A 14,861-nucleotide genomic window follows, 5' to 3' on the forward strand; every position below is an offset into this window, starting at 1 on the left:
TTATCCTACGAGTTTGTCGTAACCAGCCTTGTCGAGCAGGCCAGTAAGCTGGCCTTCATCGGAAAGCTTCAGCTTGAACAGCCAGCCTTCGCCTTCCGCAGCCTGATTGATGAGAGCCGGATCGCTTGAAACGGCGTCATTAACTTCAACCACTTCGCCATCGACAGGAGCATAAACGTCAGAAGCGGCCTTGACCGACTCCACAACCACAATGCCTTCGCCCTTGGAAACGGTGCGACCGACTTCCGGCAGATCTACGAATACGAGGTCGCCCAGCTGTTCCTGTGCGTGGATCGTGATGCCGACAGTGGCAACGCCACCTTCGACGCTGATCCACTCATGATCTTCGGTGAACAGGATATTGGCCATGGAAATCATCCTTTGCGATAGCGATGCGGTGTGAAGGGAAGTGCATGAACATCAACGGGAACCTTGTTACCGCGAACGTCTGCGAAAACGCGGGTGCCGGGGACTGCGAGGCTTGCCTCGACATAACCCATGGCAACCGGGAAACCTGCGGATGGGCCGAAGCCACCCGATGTGACTGTTCCGATCTGAAAACCGGATTCGTCGAAAAGTTCTGCGCCGCCACGAACTGGCTGGCGGCCTTCGGGCTTGAGGCCGACGCGCTTGGCGACCGCCCCCTTGGCAATCGCGTCCAGAACGGCCTTGGCGCCATTGAAGGCAGCCTTTTCACGCACCGGCTTGGTGATTGCCCATGTGAGGCCAGCCGAAACCGGATCGGTTTCCGGCGTAATGTCCTGTCCGTGTAGGCATAGACCAGCTTCAAGGCGCAGGCTATCGCGGGCAGCAAGGCCGATCCATTCGACGCGCTCGTCGGCCAGAAGCTTGGTTGCAAGCGCGCGCGCTTCGTCGGCAGGCAGGCCGATTTCGAAACCATCTTCGCCGGTATAGCCTGAACGGGTCATGAACCAACCAGCCTTTGGCTCAAAGCCGCTCATGAATGAGAGTTCTGCACCTTTAAGACCAGCATCATTAATGACGCTTTCAGCTTCCGGGCCCTGAATGGCCAAGAAAACGCGATCCAGCGGATTGACACTTACGTCCTTGCCAGATGCCGCTTCATTCAGATGCTCGATATCAGCATCGGCGTTGCCAGCATTGGCAACGACCATGAAACGGTCTTCACCAAGGCGCGTGACGATCAAATCATCAAGAACGCCGCCTTGGTCATTGAGGAAGAAAGTGTATTTCGACTGGCCGGTTTTCAGAACCGACGGATCAAGCGGACAGGTCTCGCTGAGAAGAGCAATAGCGTCTGCGCCTGAAACTTCGATCAGCTTCATATGTGAAATATCGAAAAGGCCGACATGCTCACGCGTATGAAGGTGCTCCTTCATCACGCCGAGCGGATAAGTGATCGGCATGTTCCAGCCGGCAAAACCGCCAAAGCGTGCGCCGGCTTCCTCATGCAGATCCTGCAAAGGCAGGGTATTCAGATTTGCGGTATCGCCCATAACAACTCCAAAGTCGCACGTGTGCCTCCGCAAAATGCGGTTGCTTCGTGCCCCTCTGTCTCAGGCCTGAGAGACTCGCATGGCTATATAGAAAGCCATACTTACACCTTCGGCGCGGAGTTTCCTCCGACTTTCCAGAGTTGCCTTACCCGTCTGCGGTTCCTTGTACCTGAGAGATTTCGGGCGATTTCCCCTTCGGCGGCTTTAAAAGCGCTCTCCCGCAGACAGACAGTACAAGAATGTGATTGCTTAAGAGTCACACGCCTGCACACGACATGTCACCCTTTAAAGCAATCCGATTTGGGTGTCATGTGGATTATTGTCTTCAGCCGACAAATTCCCGAACTTTTGCGACAAAATCTTTGTCTATTTCCGCTGCGAAAGGGAACTCTCCATTCAGAATGGCGATTATAGCGGACTCAACTATGCATTAATGAATCATTAAAGATTAGCGTCGCGAAATTCCGCAAATATGGTGATTTGCCCATGTGGATCGACAATTGTGATCACATAATGACCAAGCTGCGTAAAAGACGTGCAATCGACAGGCTAAATTGCACAGCAGCTATGCAAATCTGTCTCTGCAACTTTCAGAGCAACCCACCTATATGCTGTTGGCAACAAAGAGATTTGATTTTTTGACTAGGTGAGAGAAATGAACCTGATCCGCTCGTACAACAACTGGCGCCGTTACCGTAACACTGTAAACGAACTGAGCCGCCTGAGCCCACGTGAACTGAACGACCTCGGCATCATGCCTTCGGAAATTCCGTTCGTCGCACGCAAGGCTGCTGCCCGCTAATAGCGAATTCCGTAAAACGTAAAGCGGTTTTAGAACAAGCTACGTTTAGTTCGGAAGGCAAGCGCCAAATATAAGGCTTCACATGAAAGCCTTTTCGGGACCGCGCCCGACAAACCGTGCGGTCCTCACAGTTTCCAGATATCGCCGGGGTGTTTTCTCCTCCCATTTACCCTCGGTGAATATAAAGACCGGAACTCCTCCTCCCAAGCCGGTCTTACCCTAAACAACACCCGTCGCCTCCCCTGCGACGGGTGTTGTTTTTTACGCGCTTGATTACGCTGCTAGTACAGCCTTTTCCCGCCCTGCGCGATCCAACACAATCGACAAAGCAAACACGGCAAGGCCTGCAACGGCCAGGAATGCACCGACGGTTCCCGTCGATGTCCAGCCAAAGCCCCATGCAACCGCAAGCCCACCCAACCATGCGCCAATTGCATTGGCGAGATTGAGTGCGGAATGATTGAGTGCTGCGGCCAGCGTCTGTGCGTCAGCGGCCACATCCATCAAGCGTGTCTGAAGAGCTGGAACAAGCGCAAACCCACCGCCAACAAGCAAGATATTTAAAAATGCCGTGGCTGGATGTTGCATCAGAAACGGAAAGACCAGCATGACGGCCATATCGTAAAGCAGCACCATTCCCACCGTTCCCATAACAGAGCGGTCGGTCAGTTTTGAACCGACGATGTTGCCGAGAACCATGCCAAGACCGAATGTGGCAAACACAACCGGCATCCACTTTACGTCGATATGTGAAACTTCCGTCACCGTGGCAGCGATATAGGTAAAAACGGAGAACAGACCGCCGGTTCCAATGGCGCCAATACCGAGCGTCAGCCAAACCTGCTTGCGCCGAAATGCCCCCAGCTCCCGCAATGGAGATGCACCTTCATCGGCAGGCTGCTTCGGCACATAAATCATGACCAGCACCATTGTGAGAATGGCAATCAGACCGACGGCCGCAAACATCGCACGCCAACCGGCAATTTGCCCCAGCCATGTCGCCAATGGCGTGCCGCACAATGTCGCAATGGTAAGCCCCATCATGACACGCCCAACGGCTTGCGCGCGCTTGCCAGGCTCCGCCAATGATGCCGCAACCAGTGAGGCTACGCCGAAATAGGCACCGTGCGGAAAGCCCGCAACAAAACGCATTATATAAAGACCAGTATAGCCATGCATAAATGCGCTGGCGAGATTACCGAAGGCAAAAAGCCCCATCAGCAAAAACAGCAACTTGCGGCGATCAAGCTTTGCACCAAGGACGGCCAGCACAGGCGCACCGATCAACACGCCCAAAGCATAGGAGCTGATAAGGTGCCCAGCGCTCGGAATAGTCACATTCAAATCGCGCGCGATATCAGGCAAAAGCGCCATGATCGCGAATTCTCCGGTGCCAATACCGAAGCCGCCGATGGCAAGTGCAAGTTCTGCCAACCTTGCGGATGCACGCGGCGATGTTTCCCGCAGCGCAGCGGAGGACTTTAACTGAGACATGAATGAGCCTGAAGGGAGTGGAGGATGTCGGACAACCCTACCATTCCTTTCAGGCAAAGGCGATACGCATTATTGTGATGCGGTATCGTGTCAGCGCGCTGCAACAGCCTCGATTTCGACCTTGAATTCTTCCCGTGTAAAACCGGATACGATCACCAGCGTCGAGGCTGGTGCAGGCTGCGGAAACAGGCGGTCACGCACATCCATATAGGCACGCATATAGGCGCGATCCGTCACATAGGCATTGATACGCACGACATCTGACAGTTCCATGCCTCCATCGCGCAGGATGCGCCGGATATTCTCAAAACAAAGCTCGGCCTGTGCACCGGCATCTTCCGGAACAGCTCCATCCGTTCCAATACCAAGCTGACCGGAGCAGAAAACCAGTTCCGCACCAGTGCTTACCTTCACACCATGGCTATAGGCGGCAAAGGGTGCCGCCATATCGGCAGGCGACAGATGTTTCAAAACAGTCATTTTTTGTCCTCAAGCTTTTGGTGCAGACGCCAGCAATTCTTTGAGACGCGCAGCACCCGCCGTGATGTCTTCCTCGGTAGGACTGATGCCCGCCGCCAGAAGCCGCCGCGCAATCATGTGGTCCGCCGGACGATTGACAGAGTCGACCGCAATCAGTTTATCGCCAGCGAAATGGAATACCGAAAAAGCATTATCCTCCAGATTGCCTGACAGAATATGACGGTCGGCGTCAAAGGATAGCCCAGCCGTCTGCAACTTCATATCACCCTGATCCGACCAGAACCATGCGACGTCGCGAAATGGCGTGCCGCGACCGACAATTGAGCGTGCAACATGTTTGGCCTGATCCGTGGCATTCTGCACCGATTCCAGACGTACGCGACGTCCGGCATGGAAATGAGCATAGCTGACACAATCACCAATCGCATAAACATGCTCGCTTGATGTGCGCATATATTCATCGACTACAATGCCATTATCGATAGCAAGTCCGGCTTGCGTTGCCAGCTCAACGTTTGGAACAGCACCGGTGCCCAGCACAACCATATCCGCAGCAAAGACTGTGCCATCTGTCGCCGCCACGCCCGTCACACGCCCATTTTCACCTTCAATGGAGGTGACGCCAAGTCCGGTTAAAAGCGTAATATCGGCAGCACGGCTGCGTGCTTCGACATGGGTAGAAATATGTGTTGCAACAGAACGTCCGAGAACGCGCGGAGCCGCCTCAATCAACACGGTCTTCTTACCGAGCGCTATGGCGCTATGCGCCATTTCAAGGCCAATAAAACCACCACCGATAATCACAACATTCTGCACATTTGGCATCATGTCGGCAATGCGGCGCGCATCCTCCAGGCGGCGGAGCGTGACGACACCATCAAGACCAACGCCCGGGACATCAGGAATCCGCGCACGCGCACCCGTGGCGAATACCAGTTCCGACCAGGCAAGGATGCTTCCATCGTCAAGAGTGACGGTTTTGTCAGTCAGCGAAACACCATCCACGCGACGGCCGAAAAGCATCTCAATATTATTGTCGCGATAGGTATTTTCCGGGCGAAGCACCAGAACACCACTTTCAGGAGCTTTCAGATAGGATTTGGATAAAGGCGGCTTGTGATAGGGAAGATCCAGCTCATCGTTGATGAGAACGATTTCGCCAGCATAGCCTTCCTGCCTCAGACTGACTGCAGCCTGCGAACCAGCATGGCCCGCACCAATAATAATGCATCTGTTGTCCATAGGACCTCCGGAAAATTCCCGCGCATCATAATCATGTGGCGGGCTGTCGCGTGGCGAATTCGTCACGGATTCACACCTTAATTGCACGCATCTTTGAAATTTTAAACATTTAGTTTGACCGATCGGTCAGATTGTTTAGTAAGTTCTGTGCTTCAGCATGCAGCTCACAGCCAGCAGCCAGCCCAAAAGCAAGCCCCGAAGCAAGCAAGGAGCGCCACCTTGAAGCGATATTGGTCCGATTATACGAGCGAAGCGTTCTCACGCCTCAATCGTGAGAAGCTCGTGGCAGTTCTGCCTGTTGGTGCGATTGAACAACATGGTCCCCATTTGCCGGTAGCAGTCGACGCGGCAATCGTGGACGGCATGGTCAAGGAAACCATCGCGCGTCTGCCTGATGAAAGCCACGCGCTGTTTCTCCCCACGCAAGCCATTGGCAAGAGCAATGAGCATAGCCGTTATCCCGGCACGCTGACCTTCTCTGCTGAAACGATCATCCGTATGTGGTGCGAGATTGGCGACTGTGTAGCCGCAAGCGGCGTGCGAAAGATGGTGCTGCTTAACAGCCACGGCGGACAGATCAGCGTGATGGATATCGTCGCACGCGAGCTGCGTATCAAACACAACATGATGGTGGTCAGCGTCAACTGGTTTGCCCTCGGCATGCCTGAAGGCATCTATAGCGAACACGATCTCAGGCACGGCATTCATGCTGGCGACATGGAAACATCGGTTATGCTGGAACTGCATCCGGATTTGGTGGACATGTCAAAAGCGCAGGATTTCCGTACCCTTACGGAAACTTTTGCAAGCGAATACAAGCATCTTTCGCTGAGTGGCGGCGCAAAACCCGCCTGGCAGATACAGGACATCAATCCTTACGGTGCGGCGGGCGATGCAACGCTTGCTACAGCCGAAAAAGGTCGCAAGACAATTGATTTCGCCGCCGACAGGTTGGTTGAGGTGCTGGATGAAATCGAACGCGCGCCACTCTCGTGGCTCGCCAACAAACCTGCCTGGTAAGGAGGATAAGCGTGGCCCCCAACTCGCAAGCTTCATCTTCCCTGATTGAGATTAACAGCGTCTACAAGCAGTACGGCACTGGCGTCATGGCCGTGAGCGACATGTCGCTCAAGATCGAACAGGGCCAGTTCGTTAGCTTTCTCGGCCCATCGGGCTGCGGCAAGAGCACGGCTTTGCGTATGATCGCGGGCCTTGAATCCATTTCCGCAGGCGACATTCGTGTCAATGGCCACGCACCGGGCAAGGGTCCGGTTGGTGCGCAGGACATCGGCTTCGTGTTTCAGGAACCAACGCTGATGCCGTGGGCCAGCGTTTTCGATAATGTTTATCTGCCGCTTCGTCTTTCCGGTCTTTCTCGCAAAGAAGCCACGCCGCGCGTTGAAGAAGTGTTGACGCAGGTCGGGCTTTCCCGTTTTGCCAGCGCCTATCCGCGTGAGCTTTCCGGTGGCATGAAAATGCGCGTGTCGATTGCCCGCGCGCTGGTCACGCGTCCTCGTCTTTTGCTTATGGATGAGCCGTTTGCAGCGCTCGATGAAATGACACGCTTCAAGCTCAATAACGATGTGTTGCGGCTCTGGCAGGAACACGGTCTCACCGTGATCTTCGTCACACACAGCGTCTATGAATCGGTCTATCTTTCAAACCGCGTCATTGTCATGGCCGCACGCCCCGGACGCGTGGTTGCCGATATCGCGATTGAGGGTAGCTATCCACGCGCTGAAAACTTCCGCACCACGGAAGCTTACGCAAAGGATTGCGCACGCGTTTCCGATGCACTCACCGCAACGCTTTCGTCGCAAGACATCGATCACTAATGCATTTCCAGCAAAAGTGCGGAGCGGTTTTGCGTAGGACAATGCACAGAAAAAACGGGACGGGAAAATGAACCAGATGCAAACCCAACTGCCTGTTCTGAATTCCGAACAACATCGCCTCGCCCGCAGAGACCGCAACTTGCGGATCATCATGCCGACGCTTGCGATCATCATCGCTCTCGGTATCTGGGAAGGTCTGGTACGCTTTTACGAAGTGCCGCATTACCTGATCCCAGCCCCGTCTCTCATCGGTGAAACACTGATTAAAGACGGACCGTCTCTGATGACGTCGATGTGGTTCACGGTCAAGCTTACGCTGATTTCGCTGCTTTGCGCGATTGTTGGCGGTGTTCTGCTCGGCATGATCTTCGCGCTGTCGCGACCAATTGAAATGGCATTCTTCCCGTTCGCCGTTATTCTTCAGGTAACGCCGGTTATCGCTATTGCGCCACTGATCCTGATCTATGTGCGCGATACGTTCTCGGCGCTGCTGATTTGCGCATGGATCGTGGCCTTCTTCCCGATCCTGTCAAACACAGTCATCGGCCTGCGCAGTGCGGATCACAATCTGCGCGATCTGTTCAAACTCTATCGCGCTTCGCCGTGGCAACGCTTGCGTTATCTGCTTGCACCGAGCGCACTGCCTTACTTTATGGCGGCGCTCAAGATCGCTGGTGGCCTTTCGCTGATCGGCGCTGTGGTAGCGGAATTTGTTGCAGGCAGCGCTGGCCAAAGCACAGGCCTCGCGTCACGTATTCTGGAATCAAGCTTCCGCAACGAAATCCCGCGCATGTTTGCTGCACTTTTCCTCGTTTCGTTGCTTGGCATTGTGATTTTCCTTATCACAAGCTGGCTTTCGCGCCTTGTTCTTGGACGCTGGCATGAAAGCGAGATCCGCCGTGAACGCTGATATGTTAAGAGGTGTCGCCATTACTAGCATGAGCGGTCACTACGACATCGGCATCGATGGTGGGCGCATTGCATCGCTGAAGCCATCGCAAACAACAGGCGGCGGCTTTATCACATCGCTTCTCGCAGACGTTCATGTGCATCTCGACAAGACATTCACGATTGGCCGTATAGCCGAACGCGGCAGCGCCAAAGTCGAGTGTCTGTTCGATGCCATCGATCTGATGAACGTTGATCGCCAAAACTGGAACGCCGACGATATTCGCGCGCGTGCTACGCGCGGCCTTGAAGCAGCTTATGCGCAAGGCGTTGGTGCCATGCGAACTCATGTCGACTGGACAATGTCTGATGTGCCGACCGCGTGGCCAGTTCTCAATGAGCTGCGTCAGGAATGGAAAGACCACATCGACCTTGAGCTTGCAGCCCTCATCCATGGCGATATTGTGCTGAACGCAGGAGCAGCGATTGCCGAACGGGTCGCAAAAGATGGCGGCGTGCTCGGTGCTTTCTTCTATCGCAATGCTGATCTGGAAGCCAAGATCGAAGCAATGTTTCGTCTGGCCGTGCAGTATGATCTCAAGCTCGACTTTCACGTCGATGAAGGGCTTGAACCGGAGGCTGACGGCTTCTCGCTGATCGTTGCTGCAACCAAGCGCCACAAGATGGCGGGCCGTGTCCTTTGTGGCCATGCTTGCTCGCTTTCGCTGCGTTCACCGGAAGAACTGAGCCGCATTCTCGATGCTGCAGCGGATGCGGGAACCGCACTCGTTTCGCTGCCGACTTCCAATCTCTATCTGCAAGACAGGCTTGGCGGAAAGTCGCCTCGCCTTCGCGGTGTGGCACCGCTGAAAGAAGCGCGTCGGGCAGGTATGGACGCCATGCTTGGCTCCGACAATGTGCGCGACGCTTTCTATCCCTATGGCGATTACGATCCGTTTTCGGTTCTGCGCCTCGCAGCCCCGGTCTGCCATCTTGAGCCGGATGAATGGCTCGACAGCATCACTACCCTACCCGCCCGTTTCATTGGAAGCGACCGCGTACATGGGCTGTCGGCAGGCGGGACCGCGAATTTCATCTGGCATGACGCCACAGACATTAACGACCTCATCAGCCGTCCGCAGACGCGTCGCGTCATCTGGCGTGATGGAACTATAATTTAATCGGAGAACCCCATGAATTCTGTCGCACCACAGCGCATCTATGACTGGGCAGCATTTCGCGCCGAAATCGAAGGTATCCGCATTTATGACGACCCCAAGCAGGTCGAACTGCGTTCCCGCGATTATTTCTGGTACAGTCCGATCCTGACCGAAGACATCGGCCATTATCTCGGCGATCTCGTCGTCATCCCGAAAGATCAGGATGAAGTGCGCCGCGTGGCAGCTGCTGCCGCCAAGCTTCGCATTCCGATCACCGTTCGCGGTGGCGGCACCGGCAACTATGGCCAGTGTGTTCCGCTTGAAGGCGGCGTCATTCTCGATATGACCAAGATTGACCGCATCATCGCAATTGAGCCCGGCAAGGTTCGTGTTGAAGGTGGTGCACGTATTTCCCGCCTCGACGATGCTGTGCGCGAAACGGGGCAGGAACTGCTGATGTATCCGTCGACCCGCCGCATCGCCACTATTGGCGGCTTTTTCTCAGGCGGCTCCGGCGGCATTGGTTCGCTGCGCCATGGTATGTTGCGCGACGATGGAAACGTCTTTTCCGTGAAGGTTCTCACTGTTGAACCAGAACCAAAAATTATCGAACTGACAGGTCGTGACATCCACAAGGTGCAGCACGCTTATGGTACCAACGGGATCATTCTTGAGCTTGAAATCGGCCTGACGAAAGCAACAGAATGGGTGCATACGGCAGCATTATTCGATACTTATGAGGCAACGCTAAACTTCTGCCTGAAGGCACTGGAAGACAACCTCGACTGCTATCTGCTGACGACTGTGGATCGCCGTTTTGCGCGCTTCTACACTAAATTTGGCGAACTCTTCCCATCCGAAAAAGATGCGGTTTTCGCAATGATCGCACCGGAAGAACTGGCACGTTTTGAACAGCTGGCCACAGAGTTCGGCGGCAAGGTTTCGTTCTCAATGACGCTGGATGAACTGCACAAGGCAGGTCTTCAGCCTGCCTATGAATGTGGTTGGAACCACACAACCCTTCAGGCGCTGAAAGCGGAACCGGGCTGGACCTATCTACAGGTTGCCTACCCTCGTCCGTTTGATGTGGCACTAGTCAATCGCCAGATCGAACGTTATGGCGAGACGCAATATATGCATCACGAAATGGCGCGCCTTGAAGGTGAGGTGCAGATTTTTGCGCTTCCGCTTGTGCGCTTTGAAGGCCGTGATGAAATGTATCGCCTCATCGAAGAGCTGGAACAGGTTGACGGCTGCGATATCTACGATCCTCACGCCTATACGATCGAAGACGGCGGCATGAAGGAAATCGACAGCGTGCAGATCGAATTCAAGAAGCAGGCCGATCCTTATGGCCTGCTCAATCCAGGCAAAACCCGCGGCTGGACAGCCGACATGGCATTGAAGAACTAAAACAAGGGGAACAAAAATGAAAAAGACACTCGTCGCAGCTCTTGCTGCGCTCTCTATGGGCCTTTCCGCGCAAATGGCCTATGCGCTCGATAAGGTGACGCTCGGCACCAACTGGTTGGCACAGGCAGGTCATGGCGGTTTCTATCAGGCCCTCGCCGATGGAACCTATGAAAAATACGGCCTCGACGTGAAGATCGAAATGGGCGGACCACAAGTCAACAACCGTCCAATGCTTGCCGCTGGTCGTCTCGACTTTCTGCTGACCGGCAATCTGCTTTTGTCGTTCAACAATGTTGCCAATGGCGTGCCAACAACGGTTGTCGCGGCTTTCTATCAGAAAGATCCTCAGGCGCTGATGGCGCATGAAGGCGAATACAAGGGTTTCAAAGATCTCGCCAATGCGGAAACCATCCTGATTTCCAAGGATGGTCAGTTCTCGTTTTGGCCGTGGCTGGTAAAGGATTTCGGTTTCAAGGACGAGCAGCTTCGTCCATATGGCTATAGCCTCGCGCAGTTCCTCAGCGACAAGAAGACCGTGCAGCAGGCCTATGCGACTGCCGAGCCGATCTATGCCGAAAAGGAAGGCGCGAAGGTCACAACCTTCCTGCTCGCTGATCAGGGTTACAGCACCTATGCCAACACCATCGAAACGCGTCAGGATTTGGTCGAAAAGAACCCTGACCTCGTACAGCGCTTTGTGACGGCTTCCATCGAAGGCTGGACCAACTTCCTCTATGGCGACAACAGCAAGGCTTATGAGCTGATCCTCAAGGACAACGCTGACATGAGCAAGGAAACGCTGGATGCCGAACTTGCACGCCTCAAGGACCTAAAGCTTATCGACAGCGGTGACACGCTGGAAAAGGGCATCGGCGCAATCGACATGAACCGCGTCAAGGAGTTCTATGAGCTAGCGCGCAAGTCCGGAATCGTGAGTGGCGACGAACTGGACATGACCAAAGTTGCCACCGACGCGTTCGTAAACAAAGGCGCAGGTCTCGACATCAAGAAGCAACTGGGCCAATAAGCGCCTCCAACTAAATCGGGGAGCCGCCAGGGCGGCTTCCCTTCGGATCCTGGCTGGCGGATATGACAACCGACAACGAGAATGACGATAACGAACTCACCGGACGAGACAAGGTTCTCGGCCGCAGGCGTCGCATTCAGGGTGCTATTCGCACAGCCGCTATCGATGAGTTTGCGGAAAAAGGACTGGTGGGCGCATCAACGCAAGGCATCGCACATCGCGCAGGCCTGACCAAGCCGCAGCTTCATTACTATATTTCCAGCAAGGAAGAACTCTACGAAGATATCATCATCTTCATCCTCGATGAGTGGGAAGATATCTTCCTCGGTGCCAGCTCCGAGGAAGACCCGGCAAAGGTGATCCGGCAATATATTCGCGCAAAGCTCGTATATAGTCAGAATAACCCCAAGGCCTCTCGCCTATTCACCACCGAAATTGCCAACGGTGCGCCCTATCTCCGCCGCCACTGGGCAAAGCATGTCAGTGCAACGCACAACGCGGTAAAGCTCATCCAGTCATGGGTAGATGATGGCCGTATCAAGCCGGTCGATCCGCTGTTATTTCAAATGCATATATGGGCTGTCACCCAGCATTATGCAGATTTTGAAACGCAGGTCCGCAGTATGATGGAACTGAGCAACGACGAACCGCTCGATCTTGATCGCATTGAAAAAGAAGTTTCGACGCTTTTTCTGCGCGCTTGCGGGCTTGAATGAAAAACCCGTAGAAATATCAGCTTTTCCGGCAAACCCTAAAAATGTCTAATTTGATATAAGAAGAGCCAGAATCTAGTTGCATCCATAATAAAACGTGCGTTAAAGTTGCCACACAAGATTTAGCGACCTCAATGAGTTAGTCCTAATCTTGATAGTATTACGTCAAGCATCGACCAACCCTTGGCGGGGGGCGATGCATTAAGGAGCAGGTTCTTGGGGAGGAGCCTGCTCCTTTTCATTTTACTGAACATCACAAATGCAAAAAGCCCCGGCATTTGCCGGGGCTTTATTCTATTCATTGCCGACCGATTTGTTATTCAGCCAGCCATTCCTTGATCCGATCAGGATGTTCGGCAATGTACTTGTCGACAGCCTTTTCATAAGATGTTTCCTGCGCTTCAAACATTGCAGTTTCAAGCTCGTTGATCGGAATGCTCATCTTTGAAAGAAATGCTGCTGCTTTAGGGTTGTCTTCCTTGAAGCCCTTGCGTGCAATTGCATCGACGTGTTCTGCGCCACCCAATGCACCTTCCGGATCAGCAATATAACGCAGCTTATATTTGCCGAACATCCAGTGTGGGCTCCATGACGTGGCAACAAACCAGCCATCGGAACGTGTCGCACGGTCGACAGTCGTCAACATCGCGGCTTCACTGGAAATATTCAGCTTATAGTCCAGTCCATATTTCTTGATTGCTTCGTCCGACAGGCGGGTCAAGCCTGCACCCGGATCGATACCCTGAATTTCGCCCTTCAGCTTCTCGCGAACTTCCGGCTTTTTCAAATCTTCAATCGAGCTGATTTCGCTTTCAGGAATATAGTCCGGAACGATCCAGCCAAGCTTCGCGCCTTCATACAGTGGACCGAGGTTTTCGACCTTGTCTTCGACGCGCTTGTAATAATCTGCATGGGTTTCAGGCAACCACGCCATCATCATCGCATCAATGTCACCACGGCTTACACCCTGGTAAAGCGGTGCAACATCGGTCTGCACCAGTTCAACTTTCTGACCGAGATTGTCCTCGATAAGCTTTGCGGCAAGTTTGGTCACAAATTCAGCATCAGACCATGGAGCCCAGCCGATTTTGACTGTTTTGCTATCTTGCGCGAAAGCCGCTCCGGCAGTCATGCTGCCTGCAACTACTGCTGCGAGACCGAATTTTGTCAGCTTTCCTAACATGGCTTCTCCTTTTTCGATTAACTGTCGTTCCCGTTTAGAGCGCGTTTCGATCTGATTGGATCAGATCGGCGCTCTAAGTATTTGTTTTTTTCTCATTATCCGACGCAAAACCGCTTCGCACTTTTGCTGGAAATGCTCTAATGTTATTCATACTTCCTGCTTGCGGAGCGCAGATGAGGACTGCTCACCCGCTGTCTTTTTCATAAAGGACAGCCTTTTGAAGAAGCCCAACAAGCCCCCCGAATTTCCTTTGCCAAAGCTTTGTGTGATGCGGTCAAGAATGACTGCCAGAATGACCACGGCGAGGCCGCCCTCAAAGCCCTTGCCCACATCGAGACGCTGAATACCCGTAAGAACCGTGTTCCCAAGACCACCAGCACCAATCATCGATGCAATCACCACCATCGAAAGCGACAGCATGATTGTCTGGTTCATACCCGCCATGATTGATGGCATGGCATTGGGAAGCTGAACCTTGAACAGCAGCTGCCGCGAGGTACAGCCAAATGCCAATCCTGCTTCAACGAACTCGGCGTGAACCTGACGAATACCGAGATTGGTGAGACGCACAACCGGCGGCATCGCGAAGATCACGGTCGCAATCGTACCCGGCACGGCACCAAGACCAAAAAACATTGCTGCTGGAATGAGATATACGAAAGCAGGCATGGTCTGCATGAGATCAAGCACAGGGCGGACAATGGAAGCCACTGCATCGCTGCGGGCCATGGCGATACCAAGCGGAATACCAATCACCACCGCGATGATTGTGGAAGCCAGCACCAGCGACAAGCTTTCCATTGTGCCACTCCACAGCCCCATATGGATGATGAGCGACAGTGCAAGTGCGGTGAAAATTGCAAACTTCCAGCTCACACGCCAAAGCGCGAGCAAAGTAAGAATTCCGATGCCCGCCACAGGTGGGATGGAAAGAAGTGCATTCTGAATTCCGTCTGTGACGAAACCGATTGTGGCGGCGATCATATCGAGCGCTGGCGTAAAGTGGTCAAGAATGTAGTTGACCACCACGTCCGCCCATCCGCCAATACTAAAATTCAAATCCATATTTTACCGTCCATTTCAGATTTTGTTGCCTCTGGATTGGACCAATCCTGTAAAATGCCGGGCTTTTGCCCGACAGGCATA

The 14,861-nt window shown here is 53.7% G+C and carries 15 protein-coding genes and 1 riboswitch; of the genes, 8 read left to right on the forward strand and 7 right to left on the reverse strand.

The genetic code is table 11. The annotated features are described in order from the left end of the window. A complete protein-coding gene (gcvH, locus tag ACSME1_RS18095; RefSeq protein WP_024896352.1) occupies positions 1–369 on the reverse strand; it encodes a glycine cleavage system protein GcvH in 369 nt (122 codons plus the stop codon). Between the two features lie 5 nt (positions 370–374). After that, the gene (gene gcvT, locus ACSME1_RS18100; RefSeq protein ID WP_105706226.1) at positions 375–1,478 is read right to left on the reverse strand and encodes a glycine cleavage system aminomethyltransferase GcvT; all 1,104 of its coding nucleotides are present in this window, start codon (positions 1,476–1,478) and stop codon (positions 375–377) included. A gap of 146 nt (positions 1,479–1,624) precedes the next feature. Beyond that, positions 1,625–1,709, reverse strand: a riboswitch (glycine riboswitch). Positions 1,710–2,133: 424 nt separating this feature from the next. Between gcvT and ACSME1_RS18105 the strand changes: the two genes are divergently transcribed. Next, on the forward strand, positions 2,134–2,280 hold the full coding sequence (locus ACSME1_RS18105; RefSeq protein ID WP_084486680.1) for a DUF1127 domain-containing protein: 147 nt from the start codon (positions 2,134–2,136) through the stop codon (positions 2,278–2,280). Positions 2,281–2,553: 273 nt separating this feature from the next. Here ACSME1_RS18105 and ACSME1_RS18110 read toward each other — a convergent pair whose 3' ends face one another. From ACSME1_RS18110 to ACSME1_RS18120, 3 genes are all read right to left on the reverse strand, one after another. After that, entirely contained in the window at positions 2,554–3,774 is a 1,221-nt protein-coding gene (locus ACSME1_RS18110) for an MFS transporter (protein ID WP_105706225.1), read from the reverse strand. A 90-nt stretch (positions 3,775–3,864) separates the two neighbouring features. Further along, entirely contained in the window at positions 3,865–4,254 is a 390-nt protein-coding gene (locus tag ACSME1_RS18115) for a RidA family protein (RefSeq protein ID WP_100556930.1), read from the reverse strand. A 9-nt stretch (positions 4,255–4,263) separates the two neighbouring features. Further along, entirely contained in the window at positions 4,264–5,496 is a 1,233-nt protein-coding gene (locus ACSME1_RS18120; RefSeq protein WP_105706223.1) for an NAD(P)/FAD-dependent oxidoreductase, read from the reverse strand. A 219-nt stretch (positions 5,497–5,715) separates the two neighbouring features. On the opposite strand from ACSME1_RS18120, the gene ACSME1_RS18125 reads away from it, so the two are divergent. The 7 genes from ACSME1_RS18125 to ACSME1_RS18155 all read left to right on the forward strand — a co-directional run bounded on the left by ACSME1_RS18125 (position 5,716) and on the right by ACSME1_RS18155 (position 12,535). After that, positions 5,716–6,516 (forward strand): creatininase family protein, encoded by an 801-nt coding sequence (locus ACSME1_RS18125; protein ID WP_105706222.1) that lies wholly within the window; start codon positions 5,716–5,718, stop codon positions 6,514–6,516. A 5-nt stretch (positions 6,517–6,521) separates the two neighbouring features. Next, complete coding sequence (locus tag ACSME1_RS18130; protein WP_024896358.1) at positions 6,522–7,331, forward strand: ABC transporter ATP-binding protein; 810 nt, start codon at positions 6,522–6,524, stop codon at positions 7,329–7,331. Between the two features lie 67 nt (positions 7,332–7,398). Then, on the forward strand, positions 7,399–8,241 hold the full coding sequence (locus ACSME1_RS18135; RefSeq protein WP_207902342.1) for an ABC transporter permease: 843 nt from the start codon (positions 7,399–7,401) through the stop codon (positions 8,239–8,241). Then, complete coding sequence (locus ACSME1_RS18140) at positions 8,213–9,400, forward strand: amidohydrolase family protein (protein WP_435655138.1); 1,188 nt, start codon at positions 8,213–8,215, stop codon at positions 9,398–9,400. The genes ACSME1_RS18135 and ACSME1_RS18140 overlap by 29 nt, the downstream gene beginning before the upstream one ends. Positions 9,401–9,412: 12 nt before the next feature. After that, positions 9,413–10,792 carry an FAD-binding oxidoreductase gene (locus ACSME1_RS18145; protein ID WP_105706219.1) on the forward strand — a complete coding sequence of 460 codons (1,380 nt, stop codon included), beginning with the start codon at positions 9,413–9,415 and terminating at the stop codon, positions 10,790–10,792. A 16-nt stretch (positions 10,793–10,808) separates the two neighbouring features. Next, the gene (locus ACSME1_RS18150; protein ID WP_435655139.1) at positions 10,809–11,819 is read left to right on the forward strand and encodes an ABC transporter substrate-binding protein; all 1,011 of its coding nucleotides are present in this window, start codon (positions 10,809–10,811) and stop codon (positions 11,817–11,819) included. Between the two features lie 62 nt (positions 11,820–11,881). Beyond that, a complete protein-coding gene (locus tag ACSME1_RS18155; RefSeq protein WP_424576788.1) occupies positions 11,882–12,535 on the forward strand; it encodes a TetR family transcriptional regulator C-terminal domain-containing protein in 654 nt (217 codons plus the stop codon). Positions 12,536–12,848: 313 nt separating this feature from the next. Here ACSME1_RS18155 and ACSME1_RS18160 read toward each other — a convergent pair whose 3' ends face one another. After that, the gene (locus ACSME1_RS18160) at positions 12,849–13,715 is read right to left on the reverse strand and encodes a glycine betaine ABC transporter substrate-binding protein (protein ID WP_024896364.1); all 867 of its coding nucleotides are present in this window, start codon (positions 13,713–13,715) and stop codon (positions 12,849–12,851) included. Positions 13,716–13,862: 147 nt separating this feature from the next. Further along, positions 13,863–14,780, reverse strand: a complete 918-nt coding sequence (locus tag ACSME1_RS18165) for an ABC transporter permease (protein ID WP_424576787.1) — start codon at positions 14,778–14,780, stop codon at positions 13,863–13,865. Between the last annotated feature and the right edge of the window lie 81 nt (positions 14,781–14,861).

This window comes from Brucella pituitosa, assembly GCF_965577835.1.
In the GTDB taxonomy this organism is placed as follows: domain Bacteria; phylum Pseudomonadota; class Alphaproteobacteria; order Rhizobiales; family Rhizobiaceae; genus Brucella; species Brucella pituitosa.